Origin of the sequence: Streptomyces sp. NPDC058375 (genome assembly GCF_042723425.1) — a bacterium.
Classification (GTDB): domain Bacteria; phylum Actinomycetota; class Actinomycetes; order Streptomycetales; family Streptomycetaceae; genus Streptomyces; species Streptomyces durocortorensis.
In genome coordinates, this window is sequence record NZ_JBHXJG010000084.1 from 1 (window position 1) to 20,698 (window position 20,698).

Genomic DNA, 20,698 nt, shown 5'->3' on the forward strand with positions numbered 1-20,698 from the left:
GGTGTGTCCGGCCCGAAGAAGCGTGCGGAACGCGTGGGTACGGGGTCAGGCGACGATCAGATAGATCCCGTACGAGACCGCCGCGACGCACAGCGCGAAACAGGCGTACGCGCCGGTGCGCGCCAGCGTGACCGACCCGCCGGAGGCGCTGCCTCCGGCCGTGGCGGACTGCTTGGAGAGGGCGACGATGCCCACGGTGAAGAGGCCGACCAGTGCGACGGTGACCACGAGGCTGACACCGAAGACGGAGGCGAGAGCTGCCCAGTCGATTTTCATGCGGATCTGTCCTTACACCTTGGCCGGCGGCCGGGCCGGGTCGTCGGGCGCCGAGGCCGGGGCCGGGATGGTGGTCATGACGTCGGAGGCCGGGCCCCCGACGGGCGGCGGCTGGACCGCGGCGATGGCCGTGGTGACGACGCCCTGGGGCTCGTCGCCGTCCGTCTCGTTGACGTTGGTGTGGTCGACCGGCTGGCGGCGCGAGGCCAGCCAGATCGCGAACGAGCCGCCCACCAGGATGACCGCCGTGACGGCGATGCCCCAGGGGCCCTGCTTGGTCAGGAACTCGGCGCCCGCGCCGATCAGACCGGCGGCCGGCAGCGTCAGACCCCAGGCGACGAACATCCGGGTGGCGGTGGACCAGCGGACCACGCCGCCCTTGCGGCCGAGGCCCGAGCCCATCACGGCGCCGGAGCAGGACTGCGTGGTGGAGAGCGAGAAGCCGAGGTGCGAGGAGGCCAGGATGACGGTCGCCGCACTGGTCTGGGCGGCGAAGCCCTGCGGCGGCTGGAGGTCGGTCAGGCCCTTGCCCATGGTGCGGATGATGCGCCAGCCACCGAGGTAGGTGCCGAGCGCGATGGCGACACCGGCGGAGACGATGACCCACATGGGCGGGTTGGAGCCGGGGGCGAGGACGCCGCCGGTGACCAGGGCCAGGGTGATGATGCCCATCGTCTTCTGGGCGTCGTTGGTGCCGTGGGCGAGCGAGACGAGACCGGCGGAGGCGATCTGCCCGGCCCGGTAGCCCTTGGCCGTCGACTTCAGCTGGTTCGGGTCGGTGACGTTCCGGTTGATCCGGTACGTCAGCCGCGTGGCCAGCATCGCGGCGAGGCCGGCCACCAGCGGGGCGGCGATCGCCGGGAGGAGCACCTTGGTGACGACGGTGCCGCCGTTGATCGAGGACCAGCCGGCCGACATGACCGCGGCGCCGATCAGACCGCCGAACAGGGCGTGGGAGGAGCTGGAAGGCAGCCCCAGCAGCCAGGTCAGCAGATTCCACAGGATGGCGCCGACGAGCGCCGCGAAGATGACTTCTGTTCTGATGCCGTCTTCGTTGACGATCCCGCCGGAGATCGTCTTGGCGACCTCCACCGACAGGAACGCGCCGATCAGGTTGAGAACGGCGGACATGGCCACCGCTGTCTTGGGCTTCATCGCGCCGGTCGAGATGGTGGTCGCCATCGCGTTGGCGGTGTCGTGGAAACCGTTCGTGAAATCGAACACGAGAGCTGTTACGACCACAATCGCAAGCAGCAGCGTGATGTGTTCCATTTACCCAGGCAATCGTTCGACGTCAGTGGCTCGTGGACCGTAGGCAACCTGAGTGAACGGAAGATGAACTGGGCAGGGCGCTGCGGTGACTCCAAGCGGAGTGGGTCGCCTCCGCTTGTGTGCGGGAGAGGCTGGGCGGTGCCTGTGGGGTACGGCGTGGGCTGCCCTTTGCCGCCCGTTGGCTAACATTTTGAACGGCCGTTCGGCACCCTGAAGAGATCCCCGTCACTTCCTCCGTGACGTTCCGGTTGCGCGCCTTCCCCCCTACGCTCGCCCCATGAGCGAGCAGCAGCCGGAATCCGTCCGCCAGGCCTGGCAGGACGTCGTCGACACGGCCCGTCGGAGCGCGGCGGACGGCCTGGTCGTCGGCACCTCCGGCAATGTCTCCGCCCGCGTCGGCGACCTCGTCCTGGTGACGCCCAGCGGGGTGCCCTACGACCGGCTCGGCCCCGAGGACGTCGTCGGCGTGAACCTGGAAGGACGCCAGGTCCTCGGGGACCTCGGGCCGACCAGCGAACTCCCGCTCCACCTGGCGGTCTACCGCTCCACCGACGCCGCCGCCGTGGTCCACACCCACGCTGTGCACGCCACCGCCGTCTCCACCCTCGTCGCCGAGGTTCCGCTCGTGCACTACGCGGCGGCCATCCTCGGCGGCCCCGTCCGCACCGCCGCCTACGCCCGCTACGGCACCCCGGAGCTGGCCGACGCCATGCTCGAAGCCCTCCGGGGCCGCACCGGCTGCCTGCTCGCCAACCACGGCACCGTCACCTACGGCGACACGCTCGACCAGGCCTACGACCGCACCGCCCAACTGGAGTGGCTCTGCCACCTCTGGCTCACCGCCGGCTCGGTGCCCGGCCGCACGCCGACCCTGCTCTCCACGGCCCAGCTGGCCGAGGTGACCGAGGCGCTCAAGGGGTACGGCCAGCGCGGCTGACCCGAGTCCGCGGCCCCGCGCCCGCGCCTGCCGGGCCGTCGGAGGCCGGACCTGCCCCGGACGGCTCCGCCCACTGGCCACCCGCCGCCCGCGCCACGACACTGAAGCGGTGCGCCCGGTAACCGCGACGGCAACGGCCGTCACCACGATCCTCGGCGTCGGTGCGGCAGCGGTCGCGGCCGGCCGGTACGCCGGCGACGTCGCCCTCAAGGCGACGCCCGGACGTCCCCTCCCCGCCGACCGCAGACTCACCGTGCACGCCACCGCGGCCGGGCAGGTCACCCTGACCCGCTCCTTCTCCGCGCTCCGCCCCGGCACCTGGGGCATCGCCGGACCCGGGGTCCACGCGGTCGTCGGGCCCGTCGTCGAAGGGGCCTCCCAGGGCGCCGACACCGTCGTCCGGAGGCTGGAGGGCGTCGGTGCCGGGATCCTCGAACCGGGCGCGAAAGTGCGCCTCACCCCCGCCCTGTACGGCGGCGACCCCGGCAGCGACCTCGGCCTGGGCCACCAGGAGGTCGAGATCCCCGGCGAGCTCGGAACCCTGCCCGCCTGGTACGTCCCCGGCGCCCGCCACACCTGGGTCATCACCGTGCACGGCCTCGGCACCACCCGGGCCCACCCCATGAACCTCATGGGGTTCCTGCACCAGCAGAGCTTCCCCGTGCTCGACCTCGCCTACCGGGGCGACCCCGGAGCCCCCCGCCCCGCCGACGGCCTCGGCCACTTCGGCGCATCCGAGTGGCGCGACGTCGACGCCGCCCTCCGCTACGCCCTGCGCCACGGCGCCCGGAACGTGATCCTCCACGGCTGGTCCACCGGCGCCACCATGGCCCTGTACGCCGCGGTCGAATCCCCGCTCCGCGACCGGATCAGCGGCATCGTCCTGGACTCCCCGGTGCTGGACTGGCCCGTCACCCTGCGCGCCCTGGCCGCCGCCCGCGGCGTCCCGGCCGCGCTGCTGCCGCTCGCCGTCCGCGCCGCCCAGGGCCGTACCGGAATGAGCCCCGCGGCGGTGCTGGAGACCTCGCTGCCCGCCTCCCTGCGCACCCCGACCCTGATCCTGCACGGCCCCGACGACACCATCGCCCCCTGGGTCTCCTCCCGCGAGCTCGCCGCCCGCCGCTCGGATCTGGTCAGCCTGCACGCCGTGGCCGAGGCTCCGCATGCGTCGATGTGGAACGCCGGCCCGGCCCGCTACGAGGAGACCCTGCGACGCTTCCTCACGCCCCTGATGTGAGCCGATGGGGTGAACTCTCCCCCTTGCCCCCGCATCGGAGGAACCTTTCACGTACCGGTGAAACGGCTTCCGTTTGGGCTTTCGGGCCGTCAGGAGCAAGACTGCTCCCGTGACGTCCCGTACCCCGCGCGACTCCAGGCTGCGACTTGTCCGCCCGCGACCCCTTGCCACCGCCCGCAAGGCCGTGACCACCCGGCGCACCAGGCCGGCTCCCCGGCCCCCCGAGGGCACTCCGCCCCGCGCGGAACTGGCCCGCCAGGCCAGGGCGGTGCTCGCCGACGCCGTACGCATCGCCCACTGGGCCGCCGGCGCCCCGGGGCCGGGCACCGCCGCCCCCCTCGCGGCCCACGCCCTCGAACGGGCGGCCACCGCCCTGGAGCTCTCCCCGGCACAGGTGCGCGCCGGGTGGGACCGGGCGCGGCTGGCCGGACTCATCGAGCTGCACGGCGACACCGCCCGCCCCGGCTGGCGGCTGCGCGCCTGGGACCGGGACGACTCCGCCGTGCTGCGCGGCTGGGTGGCGCTCTTCGACGCCTGGTCGCTCGTCCACGCCGCCCCCGCGGACATCGAGGCGGGCGCGGTCGCCGAAGCCGTCGAGGCCGTGCCCCAGGTGCTCTCGCTCCTCCAGCTCTCCGCGGGCCCCGTCACCGTCCCCGCCCTGCTGGACCTCCTCGGCCAGCGCGTCGCCGAACTCCAGGAGGAGCGCTGCGAAGTGCCCCTGGGGCCCGGCAGATCCGCGCCCGCCGCCCCGGCCGACACGCCCGCCGACCGGGCCGACACGCCCGCCGACCGGGCCGACACGGTCGCCGAGCGGGCCGATACAGTCGCCGGCCGGTCCGGGACCACCGCCGGGCCCGCCCGGAGCGCCGACCTCAACGCCCTGCTGCTCGACTGGGCCCTGGAGGGCCTCGCGGCAGTCGGGGCGCTGACCCTCGGCAAAGGGCACGCCACCCTCACTCCGCTCGGCAACTGGGCGGTCTGGGTCAAGCTGGAACAGATCTGCGTCGCCGCCCAGAGCCCGGCCGGGAACATCGAACAGTCCGCCGCCGACATGCTCCTCGGCTGCGCCCGGCTCACCCCCGGCCCGGCCCGCGACGAATACCGCGCCTGGCTCGCCGCCCGTACCGTCGGCAGCGCCGTCGCCGAACTGCTGGCCGTCGCCCGGGGCCAGGACGCGCTGCTGCGCGGCCTGGCCTTCGAGGCGCTGCGGGTCGTCGGCGCCCCCGCCGAACCCGAGGTCCGCGCCGTACTCGCCGAACCCTCGCTGCGGCCCTACGCGCTGCTCTGGCTCGCCGAGTACGAGGGCAACGACCCGGACGACGCCCAGGACGTCCTCAGCCGCGAGGAGGCCACCTGGCTCTGGGTCGACACGGCCGCCGCCGTCGCCGACCACGGCGAGACCGGGCTGCTGGTGCGCCACCTCGACTCCGCCGTCCAGGGCACCGTCCCGGCCCTCCTCGACGAGGTCAGGGCCGTCGGCCACCCGCGCACCGTCCAGGTCCTGGTCGCGCTCGCCGCAGCCCACCCGGACCCGGCCCTGGCCAAGGCGGTCCGCCGGGCCGCCTTCCAGGTGCACACCGGCGGAGCCTGAACCGTACGCCCCGGACCTCTACGCCCCGGGCCCCCGCTCAGCCGGCGGACCCCGGGGCGTACGTCCCGAAGCTCCACACATTGCCCTCGGCGTCCCGCGCCATGTAGTCCCGGGAGCCGTAGTCCTGGTCGGTCGGCTCCATCAGGATCTCCACGCCGAACTCCCTGGCCCGGGCGCAGTGCTCGTCGACCTCGTCCACCACCACGTACACCCCCGCCGGGCCGGCGCCCGTCATCGCCCGGGCGAACACGCCCTCGCGCCCCTTGGAACCGAGCATGACCCTGCCGTTGCCCAAGGACAGCTCGGCATGCAGCACACTGCCGTTCTCGCCCTCGTACACCGCCTCCTCGGTGAAGCCGAGGCCCTGCGTCAGCGTCCTGATCGCCGCTCTCGCGTCGTCGTAGAGGATCGTCGGGTAGATCGTCGGAACCCCGCTCGCCGCGCCCGCCATGACACTCACCTCTCTTGCCGCCCGCACTGTCCGATGTGATCTGCGTCTCAGTCTTCCATCAGGCGCTGACAACGGCAGGCCCCGGACCGGCCGCCCCGGCTCAGGCGAAGGTGTCACACCGAGCCATGTCACCCGTACGGAAGCCCGTGGAGAACCACTGCTGCCGCTGCGCTGCCGAACCGTGCGTCCACGACTCCGGGGTGACCCGGCCCTGGTACCGCTCCTGGATCCGGTCGTCGCCGACCGCCGCCGCGGCGTCCAGGCCGTCCCGGACGTCCGCCCGGGTCAGCTCCGTGATCAGTGGACGGCCGGTCGACTCGTCCGGTGTCGTCGTGGCGTGGTGCGCCCAGACCCCGGCGTAGCAGTCGGCCTGCAGCTCCACCCGCACCGCGTTGCTGTTCTCGCCCTGCCGCCCGTCCTGCGACCGGCCCAGCGTGCCCATCAGGTTCTGCACATGGTGGCCGTACTCGTGCGCCACCACGTACGCCTGCGCGAAGGGCCCGCCGCTGGAGCCGAACTTCGTCCGCAGGTCGTCGAAGAAGCCGAGGTCCAGATAGACCTTGCGGTCGCCGGGACAGTAGAACGGGCCGACCGCCGAGGTGGCGGCCCCGCAGGCGGTGCCCACCTGCTGGCTGAACAGGACCGTCCGGGCGCCCGCGTACGTGGCGTCGCGGCGCTGGAACTCCAGCCGCCAGAAGTCCTGCACGCTGTTGACCACCGCGACCGTCCGGCAGTCCTCCCGGCTGTTCGCGTCCTGCCCCTTCAGGCAGCTCTCCTGCACCTGACCGGCCGACGAGGAGGTCGCCGACGGGTCGGCGCCGTCGGAGGAGAGCCCGAGCTGATCGGGGCCGACGCCGAAGAGCAGGCCCAGGATCAGCGCGATCACCCCGGCGATGCCACCGCCCACGGTGGCCCTCCCGCCCGGGATCCGGCTGCCGCGCACATCCTGGACCTCGGACGTGTCCAGATCGGCGTCGTCGTCGAACTGCACGGGCGCACCACCCTTGGGCTCGGGCGGGCGACGGGGTGCCGCCCTGCGCCGAGTATCGGACGGTTCGTCCCACCGGGCACGCGGAAAAGGAGTTGCGCGCCGCCAGTAGAATGGGCCGTATGGCCTTCCTCCTTGTGCATTAGCGGCGTCGAGAGACCTCCGCCCTCGTCCCTCCGCCGTCCAAACTGCCCTGGAGTTTTTCCGTGATCACCGCTTCCGGCATCGAGCTGCGCGCCGGCGCCCGCATCCTCATCGAATCCGCGTCCTTCCGTATCGCCAAGGGCGACCGCATCGGCCTCGTCGGCCGCAACGGAGCGGGCAAGACCACCCTCACCAAGTGCCTCGCCGGCGAGGGCACCCCCGCCGGCGGCACCATCACCCGGTCCGGCGAGGTGGGCTACCTCCCGCAGGACCCGCGCACCGGCGACCTCGACATCCTCGCCCGGGACCGCATCCTCTCCGCCCGCGGCCTCGACGCGATCCTGCGCAAGATGCGGGAGAACGAGGACCGGATGGCGAACGGGCAGGGCGCCACCCGCGAGAAGGCGATGAAGAAGTACGAGCGCCTGGAGACGGAGTTCCTCACCAAGGGCGGGTACGCCGCCGAGGCCGAGGCCGCCACCATCGCCGCCGCGCTCAGCCTGCCCGACCGGGTGCTCGGCCAGCCCCTGCATACGCTCTCCGGCGGTCAGCGCCGCCGTGTCGAGCTGGCCCGGATCCTCTTCTCGGACGCCGACACCCTGCTCCTGGACGAGCCGACCAACCACCTCGACGCCGACTCCATCGTCTGGCTGCGCGACTACCTCAAGTCCTACCGCGGCGGCTTCGTCGTGATCTCCCACGACGTCGAACTGGTCGAGACGGTCGTCAACAAGGTGTTCTACCTCGACGCCAACCGCTCCCAGATCGACATCTACAACATGGGCTGGAAGCTCTACCAGCAGCAGCGCGAGGCCGACGAGAAGCGCCGCAAGCGCGAGCGCCAGAACGCCGAGAAGAAGGCCGCGACCCTCAACGCGCAGGCCGACAAGATGCGCGCCAAGGCCACCAAGACCGTCGCCGCCCAGAACATGGCCAAGCGCGCCGACCGGCTGCTCTCGGGCCTGGAGGCCGTACGGGTCTCCGACAAGGTCGCCAAGCTGCGCTTCCCCGACCCCTCGCCCTGCGGCAAGACCCCGCTGATGGCGGAGGGCCTGTCCAAGTCGTACGGCTCGCTGGAGATCTTCACCGACGTCGACCTCGCCATCGACAAGGGCTCCCGCGTCGTCATCCTCGGCCTCAACGGCGCGGGCAAGACCACGCTGCTGCGCCTGCTCGGCGGCGCCGAGAAGCCGGACACCGGCCAGATCATCGAGGGGCACGGCCTCAAGCTCGGGTACTACGCCCAGGAGCACGAGACCCTCGACCCGGATCGCACGGTCCTGGAGAACATGCGCTCCGCCGCCCCCGACCTCGACCTCGTCGCGGTCCGCAAGACGCTCGGCTCGTTCCTCTTCTCCGGCGACGACGTCGACAAGCCCGCGGGCGTCCTCTCCGGCGGCGAGAAGACCCGGCTCGCGCTCGCGACCCTGGTCGTCTCCTCCGCCAACGTGCTCCTGCTCGACGAGCCGACGAACAACCTCGACCCCGCCAGCCGCGAGGAGATCCTCGGCGCGCTGCGCACCTACAAGGGCGCGGTCGTCCTCGTCACCCACGACGAGGGCGCCGTCGAGGCGCTCCAGCCGGAGCGGATCATCCTGCTCCCGGACGGTGTCGAGGACCTCTGGGGAGCGGACTACCGGGACCTCGTCGCCCTCGCCTGATCCACCGGGGATAGATCATTCGGCCTACGCGTGATCCGTCATCTGCGTGAGAACCTCTCGTACTCCGGTGGTGCGCCCGGCGCTCACCCACCGTGCGCCCCTTTTCGGGCCGCCCCTCCCCGTACGGCCCTGACCTGCCGGTTCTCCTGAAGGTCCAGGCCGTGCGCCCGCGTGCGCCCGCTGGAATCAGGGATTCCGCTCGTGTTCACGCGCTTCTCGTCCGGGAAACCGCTCGCACCGACCTTGCCGAATGGGTGGCCAGGAAGCGCGGGAGGGGTGATCATGAGAGTCCAGAGCGCACTTCCCATGAGGAGGCACGGGTGGCCGAGACTCTGAAGAAGGGCAGCCGGGTAACCGGCGCCGCGCGTGACAAGCTCGCGGCAGACCTGAAGAAGAAGTACGACTCCGGTGCGAGCATTCGGGCGCTGGCCGAGGAAACCGGCCGCTCCTACGGGTTCGTCCACCGGATGCTCAGTGAATCCGGAGTGACGCTGCGGGGACGCGGCGGCGCGACACGGGGCAAGAAGGCCGCTTCGGCCTGAGGCCCCCGAGTTCTCCAAGGTGCCGAGTTCTCATAGGTTCCGGGATTCCGGCGTCATCGGGCCCAAGGTAATACGGGGTGACCACCCGGCTGACCGCAAGGTCGTCCGGGTGGTTACTGTTCAGTCACTTAATTCCCAGTGCTGACCGCACCCCACCCGGAGGCGCCCCATGACCTCGCTCGACACTGTGCTTGACAAGGACGGCGTACGGCTCACCGTCGACGACGCCGTCGCCACGGTGACGCTCATCAACCCGGCCAAGCGCAACGCTCAGTCTCCCGCTCTGTGGCGGGCGTTGACCGAGGCCGGACGGGCGCTGCCCGGCACGGTACGGGTCGTGGTGCTCCGCGGCGAGGGCAAGTCCTTCTCCGCGGGCCTCGACCGGCAGGCCTTCACCCCCGAAGGCTTCGACGGCGAGCCGTCGTTCCTCGACATGGCGCGCGGCCCGGAGGCCGAGCTCGACGCGACCATCGCCGAGTACCAGGAGGCGTTCACCTGGTGGCGCCGCAACGACCTCGTGTCGATCGCGACGGTCCAGGGCCACGCCATCGGCGCCGGCTTCCAGCTCGCCCTCGCCTGCGATCTGCGGATCGTCGCCGAGGACGTGCAGTTCGCCATGCGCGAGACCAGCCTCGGCCTCGTCCCCGACCTCACGGGCACCCACCCCCTGGTGAACCTCGTGGGGTACGCCCGCGCGCTCGAAATCTGCGCCACCGGCCGCTTCGTCCACGCGGAGGAGGCCGAGCGCACCGGCCTCGCCAACCTCGTGGTGCCCGCCGACCAGCTCGACGCGGCGGCCCGCGACCTCGCCGCCGCCCTGGTGGCAGCGCCCCGCGACGCCGTCGTCGAGACGAAGGCACTCCTCGCGGGCGCGCTCTCGCGTGACTACGAGGAGCAGCGCGTCGCCGAGCGGGCCGCCCAGGGCCGCCGGCTCCGCGACCTGGCGGGCATCACCGACTGACGCCGCCGCGCAGCCCGGGCGCATGCCGGCGTGGAGCGGTTCAAGAGCCCCCCGACCGACGCCTCCGCGCGAGCACAGGCGCACGGGCCGCCCGACGGCACCCGGCCTCCCGGCCGGGCTCAGCCGCCCGGACCCGGCTCCGCCACGTCCGTGACCAGTACCGACACCGGCAGCCGCTCCTCCGCGGCCGCCGCCACCGCCGTACGCACCGACCGGGCGACGTCCAGCGCCCGGTGATCCCCGGCCGTCGCCACCTCGACCCGTACGTGGTCCCGGGCGGTGTGCACCGGGCTGCCCAGGACCCTGGTCAGCGAGACGACGCCCGGCGCCCCGGCGGCCGCCGTCGCCACCGGACCCTCCGGCTTGGCGACCCGGGCCGCCGGTGGCGGCTGCGCCGTCACCTGATCGGGCGCACCGTCCTCCAGCAATGCCGTCACCGTCAGGTCCACCTCGGTGACCTCCAGCCCCAGCCGGGCGGCCGCCGCTGTGAGGAGCGCCGCGCGCAGGGCCGCCGCGGTGTCGGGCAGCGGCCGGTCCGGGGCGGCCGAGAACTCCGCCTCGATCCGCAGCGGCCCCGGCGGCAGCGCGCTCGGCGGAGCCGGGGGCGGCACCGGGCCGGCCGGATCCGCCGCGTTCGCCCGGTCCGGCCCGGCAGCGCGGCCGTCCTCGGCCACCGCACCCTCCGCCGCTTCCTCCACCGGGCCGATCCGCAGCCTCCCCAGCACCGTCCCCGGGCGGGCCGCCGCCCCGCGCAGCACCGACGCGGCGGCCGTCTCCGCGATCCACGCGCCGTCGGCCGGGCCGCCCAGCGGCAGCAGCCTGCCCAGGCCCAGCCGTTGCCGTACCGCAGCGGTCCATCCGTCGACCCTCTGCGGGCCCCGCGCCGTTGTCATCGCCCCAGCCTGCCGCATCCACGGCGCGGGATGGGGGAAGCGCACTTAACGTGGGCAAGGAAGTCCAACCCTGCCCCGAAGGGAAGAGCGGCGATGACTGAAAGCTCCCAGCGCAACAACCCCGACAGCGGTTCGGGCGACAAGTCCCTCGGCAAGCGCGGCGGCGGCGACCCCGGCACCCGGGGCCGTACCACCATCGCCGACGGCGTCGTCGAGAAGATCGCCGGGATGGCGGCACGCGATGTCGTCGGCGTCCACGCGATGGGCAGCGGCCTGTCGCGGACGTTCGGCGCCGTCCGCGACCGGGTTCCCGGCGGTGGCAAGTCCGTCACCCGCGGAGTGAAGGCGGAGGTCGGCGAGTCGCAGGCCGCCCTCGATCTGGAGATCGTCGTCGACTACGGCGTGTCCATCTCCGACGTGGCCCGGGACGTACGCGAGAACGTCATCGCCGCGGTGGAGCGCATGACCGGCCTTGAGGTCGTCGAGGTCAACATCGCGGTCAGCGACGTCAAGCTGCCCGACGAGGAGGACGACGAGGACGAGCCCGAGCAGCGGGTCCAGTAGCCCTTCCGCATCTCCATCGCACGGCAGTTGAGGAGAGAGACACGATGAGCATGGCTGTCGCCGGTCTGTTGGCCGGCATGGCGCTCGGGTTCGCCGGATACTTCGGCGGGTTCGGAGCCTTCGTACTGGTGGCCGCGCTGGGTGCGATCGGCTTCATCGCCGGTCGCTTCCTGGACGGCGACCTGGAGCCCGGCGACTTCTTCCGGAGTCGCGAGCGCGGCGACCGGCGACGGTGACGGCGGTGACCGGCCGGGTCGCCGCCGCCGAACGGGGCGAGACCCGGATCGCCGACCGCGTCGTCGCCAAGATCGCCGCCCAGGCGGCGAAGGAGGCGGTCGACGAACCGCCCGCGGACGGGGCGTCGCCCCGTGCCACGGTCACCGTGCACCGCGACGCCGCCCGGGTCCGGGTCAGCCTGGAGCTCGGCTACCCCAGCGACATCGGCCGCCAGTGCGGCGCGGTGCGCCGTCGGGTCGTCCAGCGCGTCAAGGCGCTGGCCGGCATGGAGGTGCCCGAAGTGGCCGTCCAGGTCGAACGACTGCACCCCGCCGGAGCGAGCGCCGCCGCACAGGGGAGGATCCGATGACCGAACCCGGCGAACCGAACGGCTCCACCCGGCGGATGCCCACCGTGGACCGGAGCGACGAAGACCCGCGCACGCCGGCCCCGGACGTCGCGGCCGACGCCCGCGAACCGGTCCCCACCCTCGAAAAGGGCGACGGCAGGGCCGGCCGCTTCTGGTCCGCGCGCCGGGTTCCGGCCGCCCTGCTGGCCCTCGTGGTCCTCGGCGCGGCCGGACTGCTGCTCTACGACATCGCCGCCGTACGGGCCGACCATCCGGCCATGCAATGGCGGCGCTCCCTCGCCGACGGCCTGGCCGAACACCGCCTGGACGACGTCCCCGTGCTCATCGGGGCCGGGGTGGCCGCGGCGATCGGCCTCTGGCTGCTCCTGCTGGCCCTCACCCCCGGACTGCGCGACCTGCTGCCGATGCGCCGCGACCGCGCCGACGTCCGGGCCGGACTCGACCGCACCGCCGCGGCCCTCGTCCTGCGGGACCGGGCCGTGGAGGTGTCCGGCGTGCAGTCCGTACGGGTCAGGATGGGACGGCGCAAGGCGAAGGTGCGCGCCCTCTCGCACTTCCGGGAACTCGACGACGTGCGGACCGACCTGGACGCCGTGCTGGAGAAGGCAGTCGGGGAACTGGGCTTGGCGAAGCCGCCGGCCCTCTCCGTCCAGGTGCACCGACCGGCGAAGAAGGGATGAGCCGCATGCGCTCCACCGTCAACCGGGTCCTGCTGGCCCTGGCCGGACTGGTGCTGGTCGTCGTCGGCGGAGCCGTGCTCGCCGCCGGCCTCGGCGCGTCCGTGCCGTCCTGGTGGCCCTGGGACGGAAAGAACGACGTGCTGCTCAGCACGGCCGACCGGCAGCGCTGGCGCGACGAGGGATGGTGGTGGCCGACCGTGATCGCGGTCCTCGCCGTCCTCGTGGTCCTCGCCCTGTGGTGGTTCCTCGCCCAGCTCCGCCGCGGCAGGCTCGCCGAGGTGCTGGTGGACAGCGGCGACGGCGAAGGGGCACAGCTGCGGGGCCGGGCCCTGGAGGGCGTGCTCGCCGGGGAGGCGGGCGAACTGGACGGCGTGGCCCGCGCCCAGGCGATGCTGACCGGCCGCCGCACCGCGCCCCGGGCCCGGCTCCGGCTGCAGATGGAGCCGCACGCCGCGCCGCTCGGGACGCTGAACGCGGTCGCCGACGGGGCGCTGACGCACGCACGCGACTCGGCCGGCCTGGACGAGCTTCCCGCCGAGGTACGCCTCAAGGCCGTCAAGCACCGCGCGGAACGGGTGTCCTGACGGCTCATGGGCGTACGGAAGCGGGGGCGGGCCCCCGGGGCCCGACGGTGTACGGGCCGGGCCCGGTGACGTACGACGGTGTACGGGAAGGAGCCCGGCCGGTCAGAAGCCGTGCCGGTAGCCGCCGTCGACCGGGACCATGATGCCCGTGAGATACGAGGCGGCGGGGGAGAGCAGGAAGGCCGCGGTCCTCCCGAACTCCTCGGGCGTCCCGTAGCGCCGCAGAGGGATGCGCGCCTCGTTCGCGGTGCGGGCGGCCTCCGCGTCGCCGGACAGCGCGTCCAGTTCGCGGACCCGGTCGGTGTCGATCCGGGCCGGCAGCACGCCCACTACCCGGATGCCGCGCGGCCCGAGCTCGTCGGCGAGCGACTTGGCGAAACCGGCGAGACCGGGGCGCAGCCCGTTGGAGATGGTCAGCCCCGGGATCGGCTCGTGGACCGACCCGGAGAGCACGAAGCCGATCACCCCGCCCTCGCCGAGCGCGGCCGCCGCCGTCCGGGCCAGCCGTACCGCTCCCAGGAACACCGTCTCGAACGCGGTCTGCCACTGGTCGTCGGTGTTGTCCGCGAGGAAGCCGGGGGCGGGTCCGCCGACGCTGATGAGGATGCCGTCGAGCCGCCCGAAGTGTTCCCGCGCGGTGTCCACCAGGCGCTGGGCGGCGCTCGGGTCGGCGTTGTCGGCCGCGAGTCCGACCACGCCCCCGCCCAGCTCGGCGGCGGCCTCCGCGACGGACTTCTCGTCCCGGCCGCTGATGATCACTTTCGCGCCGTCGGCCACCAGGGAGCGGGCCGTGGCGTTGCCGAGGCCCCGGGTCGCTCCGGTGACGATGTAGACGCGGTCCTTCAGTCCAAGATCCATGGCCCTATCCTGCCGGGTCCTCCCCGGCCAGGTCGACAGCGGAGTTCACCAGTCCGATATGGCTGAAGGCCTGGGGGAAGTTGCCGAGCTGCCGTCCCGCCGTCACGTCGTACTCCTCGGCCAGGAGCCCCATGTCGTTGCGCAGCCGCAGCAGATGCTCGAACAGCTCCCGCGCCTCGTCGGGCCTGCCGGTCCGCTGCAACGCGTCGACCAGCCAGAACGAGCAGACGATGAACGCGCCCTCGTCGCCCGGCAGTCCGTCCACGGAGGTGCCGTCGGTGCTGTAGCGGCGGACCAGGCCGTCGCTGCCCAGCTCGTCGCGGACCGCGTCGACCGTGCCGATCACCCGGGGGTCGTCCGGCGGCAGGAACCCGGTCCGCACGATGAGCAGCGTCGCGGCGTCCAGCTCCCGTGACCCGTAGGACTGGGTGAAGGTGTTCCGCTCGGGGTCGTACCCCTTCTCGCAGACCTCGGCGTGCACGGCGTCCCGCATCGCCCGCCAGCGCTCCGCGTCGCCGGGCAGCTCCGGGTTCTCCTCCAGCGAGCGCACCGCCCGGTCGGCGGCGACCCAGGCCATCACCTTGGAGTGCACGAAGTGCCGCCGCACACCGCGGATCTCCCACAGCCCCTCGTCCGGCTCGCGCCAGCTCGACTCCAGGAAGCCGAGCAGGCTGAGCTGGAGGTTCCAGGCGTGCGGCTTGTCGTCGAGACCGGCGACCCGGGCGAGGCGGAGCGCGTCGATGACCTCGCCGTACACATCGAGCTGGCGCTGACGCACGGCCGCGTTGCCAATGCGCACCGGGCGGGAGTGCTCGTACCCGGAGAGCCAGGGCAGCTCCATCTCGGGCAGCCGGCGCTCGCCCGCCAGCCCGTACATGATCTGGAGGTCCGCCGGATCCCCGGCTACGGCCCGCAGCAGCCAGTCCCGCCAGGCCTCCGCCTCCTCCAGATAGCCGGCCGAGACCATCGCCCCGAGGGTCAGCGTGGCGTCCCGCAGCCAGCAGAAGCGGTAGTCCCAGTTCCGGACCCCGCCGATCTCCTCCGGCAGGGAGGTGGTCGGGGCCGCCACGATCCCGCCCGTCGGGGCGTACGTCAGCGCCTTGAGCGTGATCAGCGAGCGCAGTACGGCCTCGCGGTACGGCCCCTCGTACGTACACCGCTCGGTCCACTTCGCCCAGTCGTGCAGCGTGTGCTTCAGCGCCTTGCGCGGGTCGATCAGCTTCGGGCGCGGGGAGTGCGAGGGGTGCCAGGTCAGCACGAACGCCACGCTCTCGCCCTCGGCGACGGTGAACGAGGAGCAGGTGCTGAACTGCTGGCCCCACGTCTTGACCGGCGGTTCGCTGCGCAGCCACACGGAGTCGGGGCCCGCGACGGCGACCCGGTGGCCGTGGGACTCGCGCACCCAGGGCACCACCGACCCGAAGTCGAAGCGCAGCCGCAGCACCGAGCTCATGTCGACGGTGCCGCTGACGCCCTCGACGATCCGCATCAGGTCCGGCGACTTGTCGCGCTGCGGCATGAAGTCGATGACCTTCACCGTGCCGGTCCGCGTCTCCCAGTACGTCTCCAGGACCAGGGAGTCCTGCACGTACGCGCGCCGGGTGCAGGTGTCCGAGGGGCCCGCTCCCTTGGGCGCGATGCGCCAGTGGCCGTTCTCCTCGGTGCCGAGCAGGGCGGCGAAACAGGCGCCGGAATCGAAGCGGGGCAGGCAGAGCCAGTCGACGGAACCGTTCCTGCCGACGAGCGCGGCGGTCTGGAGATCGCCGATCAGTGCGTAGTCCTCGATACGTGGGGTCACGCCTGGCGTTTTCCCGAACCGGGCCGATGTCAACCAGCCCGATGGTGTGCCGCCGGCCTCAGGCGCTCGCCGGTTCGGGCTGCTCGGGGGCGTCGGCCGTCGCGTTCTCGGCCGCGGCCTGCTCGCGGTCGCGCTTCTCACGCCGTACGAGAATGATCCAGCCGACCGGGACGGCGGCGACGAACAGCCACCACTGGACGGCGTAGGCCATGTGCGGGCCGATCGAGCTGTCGTCGGGGCGGGCGATCTGCTCCGGCAGATCACCCGAGGGCGCGGGCTCGGTCTGCTCGATGTATCCGCCGAGGACCGTCCGGGACAGCAGCTGGGACTGCTGCTCGCTGTTGATCAGCATCACCTGCCGGTCCGGCAGCCCCGCCAGATCCTTGATGCCGCTGCTGCCGGTCGTCTCGTCCGCCTTGAGGCGGCCGGTGACGGTCACTTCGCCACGGGGCGCGGGCGGCACGTCGGGGTAGGCGGTCTGGTTCGGCGCGGCCGGAACCCAGCCGCGGTTGACCAGGACCGTGCCGCCGTCCTTGAGGTCCAGCGGGGTCAGGACATGGACGCCGATGCGGTCGTCGTCCGAGGTCCGGCGGCGGACGACCACCTCGTGCTCGGTGTCGAACGTGCCCGTCGCGGTGACCGTCCGCCAGTAGTCCGAGCGGGGGACGGTGTGACCGGGGGAGGTGAGATCGGTGACCGGGGCCGGCTGCGCGTCGAGGTTCCGCGAGATCAGCCCGTTCTGCTCGACCCGGTGCTCGTGCTTGTGGAACTGCCAGAAACCCAGCTCGATCATCGTGGGGATCAGCGCGAGGCCGAGCAGGGTGAGGATCACCCACTGCCGGGTCAACAGGAAGCGGTACACCCCATGACCGTACAACCGGGGTCATGGGGTGCGGCACTCAGGGGTACGGCCGGGACGGTCCGGCAATGAGACGTTCCCTCACACTTTGTCCACGATGCCCGCCTTCCCCTCGGCGCGGGCGCAGTGGGCGCCGCAGTACCAGTGCCCCTCCACCTCGACGCCCTGCCCGATCACCTGGACCCGGCAGTGCTCGCAGATCGGCGCCATGCGGTGGATGGCGCAGGAGAAGCAGTCGAAGACGTGCACCGCACCTTGTGCGTGCACCTCGAAGGACATGCCGTAGTCGTTTCCGCAAACCTCACAACGTGCCATGGGCCACAGGGTGGGACGCCGGGCGACGCCGGGCGAGCGGGCGCGGGGCGAGTCGCGCCCGGTTCACTCCGATGACGCGACGCCCTCCGGTGTCGGGATGTCCTCCGGTGACGCGACGCCCTCCGCTGACGGCGAGGACGCCTGGTGCGGCAGGACGGCCCCGTCCGCGGGCGCCACATCGCGCAGCAGATGGGTGAAGGCGCTCTCCTCCAGGATCGGCGTGCCGAACGCCTTCGCCTTCTGCGTCTTGGAGGTGGCCGCGTCCGGATCGTTGGTCACCAGCAGACTGGTCAGCCGCGACACGCTGGTCGCCACGTGCAGCCCGGCCTCCACCGCCCGGTCCTCCAGCAGCTCCCGGTCGATCGAGGTGTCCCCGGAGAAGGCCACCCGCATCCCCTGCTGGAGCGGCTTCTCCTTCTCGTACCGCCCCGGATTGGGATACGGGCAGGCCGGCCGCTTGCGCGAGGGCCGCCAGCTGTTCGGCTGCCGCGAGGGCTGATACCCGACGCGCGGGGTGACGGGGGAGTCGGACCACTCGGTCAGCGGCCGGCACTCCAGCAACGGCAGCCGCACCCCGCCCCGGGCCGCCGCGTGCAGACTCGGCCGGAAGGCTTCGGCCAGCACCCGGGCGTCGTCCAGGGCGTGGTGGGCCTGCTGCTGCACGACCCCGAAGTGCGCGGCGAGGGAGGCCAGCTTGTGGTTGGGCAGCGGCAGCCGCAGCTCCTTGGCCAGGGCGATGGTGCACAGCCGGTGCTCGACCGGGGCGATGACCGAGGCCCGTGCGTACTCCCGGGCGATCATCGACCAGTCGAACGCCGCGTTGTGCGCGACGAGCACCCGGTCCGCGAGCCGCGCGGACAACTCCTCGGCCACTTCGGGAAAGAGCGGCGCGCCTTCCAGTACGTCGTTCGTCAGCCCGTGGATCCAGACGGGACCGGGATCCCGCTCCGGGTTGACCAGCGTGTACCAGTGGTCCTCGACATTGCCCAGGGCGTCCAGCCGGTAGACGGCGGCGGAGATTATCCGGTCGTCGCGGGCGAGGCCGGTGGTCTCCACGTCGACGACCGCGTACCCGTGGGGGTAGGCGGTCGGCCACGGTGCGGCTGTCTGGCGGTCGTCGAGCATGGTCACAGAGAATACGGGCCGCGACTGACAGTGCCCTATTCGGTGGCCCCCGGGGAGGGTCAGGGGAGGGTCAGGGGAGGCGGACGAGGCGGTCGGACGGGAAGAGGTGCGTGCCGAAGGCGTTGCAGCCGTAGGCGAGTTGAATCGTCAGGTTCTCGGCGGCGACGAGCGGCGTGAGGTCGTAGGGCCCCTCCCCGTAAAGGACGAGGGTGTCGAGAAACGGCAGCTCGGTGAGGGGTGCCAGACCGGCGACCAGGCTGCTCGGGAAGAGGAGAAGTTCCTTGAGGGCGGTGAAGGGGGAGAGCAGGCGCAGATCGAGTTCGGGCATCGAAAGGAGCCGTAGCTCGCTCAGGCCGTGCAGCGGCCGCATCCCGCTGAGCTGCCGGAAGTGGGTGGCACCGTACAGGGTCAGCTCACGCAGGCCCGTCCAGCACTCCAGGCCCTCCAGATGCATGTACCGGGTCTGCCACAGCAGTTCGAGTCCGGTCACCTGCTCGCACACGGGAAGCTCGCCGATGCTCTCCATCAGGAAGGGGTGGCAGAGCGCCAGGTAGCGGAGGTCCGGCATCCGGGCGAGCGGCGACGGGTCGAGAGCCGGATGGAGCTCGGCCAGGGACAGCCATTCCACCCCCGGCCGCACCAGTGGCTCGATGTCCCGGATCTGCGGGCAGTGGCTCAGACCGATCTCGCGCAGCCGGGCCATCGCCGCCAGCGGTGCCACGTCGGACAGATGGTCGTTGCGGTACACGAAGACCTGCTCCACGTCCGGCCGCTCGGTCACCGCCGTCAGAGCGGGACGGCTGCCCGAGACATGCACGCTCCGCAGGAGGGGAAGGTGCCGCAGCGCGGAGAGCTGAGCGTCGGTCGTCACAGCCAGGTGGTTGTCCTCCCAGACGCGCGCCGCCAGCACCTCTCGTGCGTAGAGATCCGTGTCGAACCCCTTCCACGCCGAGGACACCGCGTCCGCGACCAGCCCCCGGTCGTCCTCCCGGAACTGCTTCGCCAGCTCGTACGCCCGCTCGCTGCCCACGGCCGACGCCGTCCGCACGACCGCCGCCGCTTCCCGTTCCGTCAGCTCCTCCGTCATCGACGAGCAGCTCCACCGCCAGATCGCCCACCTTGGCCAGCTCGTCGATGGACTCCGGGCTCTCCGGCGGCAACAGCTTCCCCGTCCGCGCCTCCACCTGCTCCCGCATCCCCGCGTCCAGCTCCGGGGCATGCGCCAGACTCCCTGCCGCCAGCAGCACCAGCCGGTGTCCGTGCTCCGGTTCCGCGTCCGCCCGCTCCAGCAGACTCCGCAACAACAGCGCCCGCTCGTCCGGTCTGGCGTGCCCCACCGCCATCTGGACCACGTCGTCCCACTGGTCCTCGTGGGCATGGCGGACCAGGACGCCGAAGTCGCGGGCCTCCACCGCGGCCTTCGCGCCCAGGTAGTCCTGGAAGGTGCGGTGCACGAACCCCACCGCGCCCGGGGCCGGTTCGCGGAGGAGGCCGCTGCGGTTGAGGAGGTGGGTGAAGACCTGGTCGGGGGCGCCCCGGACCTGGGACATGGCCCGCAGCCAGTCCGTGAGCAGGCCCACCGCCTCGTCCTGCCGCGCCTCGACCAGCCCGTTGCGGATCAGCCAGTACGCCAGACGCTGGAGGAGCGCCGTCTGCTCCTCGCGGGTCAGGTCGACACCCTCGACCCCGGCGATCTCGCGCTCGGTGTCACGCCGGACCAGCAGCATGTCGAGCGCCGCGTCGTACAGCTCCTTGCGGGCCCGTGGCAGCTGCGTCCGGCGGTCCCGGTTCAGCGCGCAGAGCAGGGCGCACATCAGCGGGTTCGTCGCGAGCAGCCCCAGGTCCCGGCGGGTGCCGACCGCGCGACGCAGGGCGTTCTCGTACCGTTCGAGTTCGGCGCGTTCGTCGTCGGACCCGCACTCCGAGCGGGCCGCCCGGTGCCAGTGGCCGATGAAGACGTGGATGTCGGCGCGGCTCATCGCGAGCAGCGTGTGCGGCTCGAAGCCGGAGGAGGCGAGCCAGCTCTCCGAGACCGCCGAGGGGCGGGTCGTCACCACGTACTTGGCCCGGGGGTAGGCGACGATCAGGTCCCTCAGCCAACGCTCCGTGCGCTTGCGCAGCCGCTCCGGCACCTCGTCGACCCCGTCCACCAGGACCAACGCCCGGCCCTGCCCCATCAGCCGGTCCGCCCACCCCGCCGGGGCCGAGCCGTGCAGCGGGACACCGGTCGCGCGCAGGAAGTCCGCAGGGGCGGGCAGGGCGTCGTGAGCCGTGAAGGTGCGCAGCCTCAGCACGAAGGGAACGCACCGGTTCCAGTCCGCCAGCTCGCTGCCGAACGACTGCCGGGCGGCGTTCAGCGCCAGCCACTGCACCAGC

At 72.5% G+C, this 20,698-nt stretch carries 23 protein-coding genes and 1 pseudogene; 12 read left to right on the plus strand and 12 right to left on the minus strand.

Annotation, left to right across the window (positions count from 1 at the left end; genetic code table 11):
• Window positions 1-45 precede the first annotated feature (45 nt).
• Both ACFWM7_RS16125 and ACFWM7_RS16130 read right to left on the minus strand, forming a co-directional pair.
• Entirely contained in the window at window positions 46-276 is a 231-nt protein-coding gene (locus ACFWM7_RS16125) for a hypothetical protein (RefSeq protein WP_383260743.1), read from the minus strand.
• A gap of 12 nt (window positions 277-288) precedes the next feature.
• Entirely contained in the window at window positions 289-1,548 is a 1,260-nt protein-coding gene (locus ACFWM7_RS16130; RefSeq protein WP_383260744.1) for an anion permease, read from the minus strand.
• A gap of 277 nt (window positions 1,549-1,825) precedes the next feature.
• Here ACFWM7_RS16130 and ACFWM7_RS16135 point away from each other — a divergent pair, with 277 nt between their 5' ends.
• The 3 genes from ACFWM7_RS16135 (at window position 1,826) to ACFWM7_RS16145 (ending at window position 5,313) form a co-directional block, all read left to right on the plus strand.
• On the plus strand, window positions 1,826-2,485 hold the full coding sequence (locus ACFWM7_RS16135) for a class II aldolase/adducin family protein (RefSeq protein WP_383260746.1): 660 nt from the start codon (window positions 1,826-1,828) through the stop codon (window positions 2,483-2,485).
• A 109-nt stretch (window positions 2,486-2,594) separates the two neighbouring features.
• Window positions 2,595-3,722: an alpha/beta hydrolase family protein gene (locus ACFWM7_RS16140; RefSeq protein ID WP_383260749.1), complete on the plus strand. Its 1,128-nt coding sequence runs from the start codon at window positions 2,595-2,597 to the stop codon at window positions 3,720-3,722.
• A 184-nt stretch (window positions 3,723-3,906) separates the two neighbouring features.
• Window positions 3,907-5,313 carry a hypothetical protein gene (locus ACFWM7_RS16145; RefSeq protein ID WP_383260790.1) on the plus strand — a complete coding sequence of 469 codons (1,407 nt, stop codon included), beginning with the start codon at window positions 3,907-3,909 and terminating at the stop codon, window positions 5,311-5,313.
• A gap of 37 nt (window positions 5,314-5,350) precedes the next feature.
• Here ACFWM7_RS16145 and ACFWM7_RS16150 read toward each other — a convergent pair whose 3' ends face one another.
• Complete coding sequence (locus ACFWM7_RS16150; protein ID WP_383260751.1) at window positions 5,351-5,764, minus strand: VOC family protein; 414 nt, start codon at window positions 5,762-5,764, stop codon at window positions 5,351-5,353.
• Window positions 5,765-5,864: 100 nt separating this feature from the next.
• On the minus strand, window positions 5,865-6,755 hold the full coding sequence (locus ACFWM7_RS16155; protein WP_383260753.1) for a neutral zinc metallopeptidase: 891 nt from the start codon (window positions 6,753-6,755) through the stop codon (window positions 5,865-5,867).
• Between the two features lie 203 nt (window positions 6,756-6,958).
• Between ACFWM7_RS16155 and ACFWM7_RS16160 the strand changes: the two genes are divergently transcribed.
• From ACFWM7_RS16160 to ACFWM7_RS16170, 3 genes are all read left to right on the plus strand, one after another.
• Window positions 6,959-8,557, plus strand: a complete 1,599-nt coding sequence (locus tag ACFWM7_RS16160) for an ABC-F family ATP-binding cassette domain-containing protein (RefSeq protein ID WP_383260755.1) — start codon at window positions 6,959-6,961, stop codon at window positions 8,555-8,557.
• 320 nt (window positions 8,558-8,877) lie between these two features.
• The gene (locus ACFWM7_RS16165; RefSeq protein WP_006123601.1) at window positions 8,878-9,099 is read left to right on the plus strand and encodes a helix-turn-helix domain-containing protein; all 222 of its coding nucleotides are present in this window, start codon (window positions 8,878-8,880) and stop codon (window positions 9,097-9,099) included.
• A gap of 169 nt (window positions 9,100-9,268) precedes the next feature.
• Window positions 9,269-10,060 (plus strand): enoyl-CoA hydratase/isomerase family protein, encoded by a 792-nt coding sequence (locus tag ACFWM7_RS16170; protein ID WP_383260757.1) that lies wholly within the window; start codon window positions 9,269-9,271, stop codon window positions 10,058-10,060.
• Between the two features lie 119 nt (window positions 10,061-10,179).
• On the opposite strand, the gene ACFWM7_RS16175 is transcribed toward ACFWM7_RS16170, so the two are convergent.
• Window positions 10,180-10,953, minus strand: a complete 774-nt coding sequence (locus ACFWM7_RS16175; RefSeq protein WP_383260759.1) for a hypothetical protein — start codon at window positions 10,951-10,953, stop codon at window positions 10,180-10,182.
• A 93-nt stretch (window positions 10,954-11,046) separates the two neighbouring features.
• On the opposite strand from ACFWM7_RS16175, the gene ACFWM7_RS16180 reads away from it, so the two are divergent.
• The 5 genes from ACFWM7_RS16180 to amaP are packed head-to-tail and all read left to right on the plus strand — an operon-like array spanning window position 11,047 to window position 13,367.
• A complete protein-coding gene (locus ACFWM7_RS16180) occupies window positions 11,047-11,517 on the plus strand; it encodes an Asp23/Gls24 family envelope stress response protein (RefSeq protein ID WP_383260762.1) in 471 nt (156 codons plus the stop codon).
• Window positions 11,518-11,561: 44 nt separating this feature from the next.
• Window positions 11,562-11,753, plus strand: a complete 192-nt coding sequence (locus ACFWM7_RS16185; protein ID WP_006123598.1) for a hypothetical protein — start codon at window positions 11,562-11,564, stop codon at window positions 11,751-11,753.
• Entirely contained in the window at window positions 11,750-12,103 is a 354-nt protein-coding gene (locus tag ACFWM7_RS16190; RefSeq protein ID WP_383260765.1) for a hypothetical protein, read from the plus strand. The genes ACFWM7_RS16185 and ACFWM7_RS16190 overlap by 4 nt, the downstream gene beginning before the upstream one ends.
• Complete coding sequence (locus tag ACFWM7_RS16195) at window positions 12,100-12,783, plus strand: DUF6286 domain-containing protein (protein WP_383260767.1); 684 nt, start codon at window positions 12,100-12,102, stop codon at window positions 12,781-12,783. The genes ACFWM7_RS16190 and ACFWM7_RS16195 overlap by 4 nt, the downstream gene beginning before the upstream one ends.
• 5 nt (window positions 12,784-12,788) lie before the next feature.
• Window positions 12,789-13,367, plus strand: a complete 579-nt coding sequence (amaP, locus tag ACFWM7_RS16200) for an alkaline shock response membrane anchor protein AmaP (RefSeq protein ID WP_383260769.1) — start codon at window positions 12,789-12,791, stop codon at window positions 13,365-13,367.
• Between the two features lie 102 nt (window positions 13,368-13,469).
• Here the strand turns inward: amaP and ACFWM7_RS16205 are convergent, their stop codons facing one another.
• The 6 genes from ACFWM7_RS16205 to ACFWM7_RS16230 all read right to left on the minus strand — a co-directional run bounded on the left by ACFWM7_RS16205 (window position 13,470) and on the right by ACFWM7_RS16230 (window position 19,409).
• Window positions 13,470-14,225, minus strand: coding sequence for an SDR family oxidoreductase (locus ACFWM7_RS16205; protein WP_383260771.1), 756 nt, complete (start codon window positions 14,223-14,225; stop codon window positions 13,470-13,472).
• Window positions 14,226-14,229: 4 nt separating this feature from the next.
• Complete coding sequence (locus ACFWM7_RS16210) at window positions 14,230-16,023, minus strand: glycoside hydrolase family 15 protein (protein WP_383260773.1); 1,794 nt, start codon at window positions 16,021-16,023, stop codon at window positions 14,230-14,232.
• A gap of 58 nt (window positions 16,024-16,081) precedes the next feature.
• Window positions 16,082-16,885 (minus strand): SURF1 family protein, encoded by an 804-nt coding sequence (locus ACFWM7_RS16215; RefSeq protein ID WP_383260776.1) that lies wholly within the window; start codon window positions 16,883-16,885, stop codon window positions 16,082-16,084.
• A 78-nt stretch (window positions 16,886-16,963) separates the two neighbouring features.
• Window positions 16,964-17,197 carry a hypothetical protein gene (locus ACFWM7_RS16220; RefSeq protein WP_078618651.1) on the minus strand — a complete coding sequence of 78 codons (234 nt, stop codon included), beginning with the start codon at window positions 17,195-17,197 and terminating at the stop codon, window positions 16,964-16,966.
• Between the two features lie 63 nt (window positions 17,198-17,260).
• Window positions 17,261-18,328 carry a DEDDh family exonuclease gene (locus tag ACFWM7_RS16225; protein WP_383260777.1) on the minus strand — a complete coding sequence of 356 codons (1,068 nt, stop codon included), beginning with the start codon at window positions 18,326-18,328 and terminating at the stop codon, window positions 17,261-17,263.
• A 64-nt stretch (window positions 18,329-18,392) separates the two neighbouring features.
• Window positions 18,393-19,409 (minus strand): leucine-rich repeat domain-containing protein, encoded by a 1,017-nt coding sequence (locus ACFWM7_RS16230; protein WP_383260791.1) that lies wholly within the window; start codon window positions 19,407-19,409, stop codon window positions 18,393-18,395.
• A gap of 425 nt (window positions 19,410-19,834) precedes the next feature.
• Here ACFWM7_RS16230 and ACFWM7_RS16235 point away from each other — a divergent pair, with 425 nt between their 5' ends.
• Window positions 19,835-20,398, plus strand: coding sequence for a hypothetical protein (locus tag ACFWM7_RS16235; RefSeq protein ID WP_383260794.1), 564 nt, complete (start codon window positions 19,835-19,837; stop codon window positions 20,396-20,398).
• On the opposite strand, the pseudogene ACFWM7_RS16240 reads toward ACFWM7_RS16235, so the two are convergent.
• Window positions 20,314-20,694, minus strand: a pseudogene (locus ACFWM7_RS16240) (NACHT domain-containing protein); the annotation flags it as partial. The gene ACFWM7_RS16235 and the pseudogene ACFWM7_RS16240 sit on opposite strands and share 85 nt — an antisense overlap.
• Window positions 20,695-20,698 lie beyond the last annotated feature (4 nt).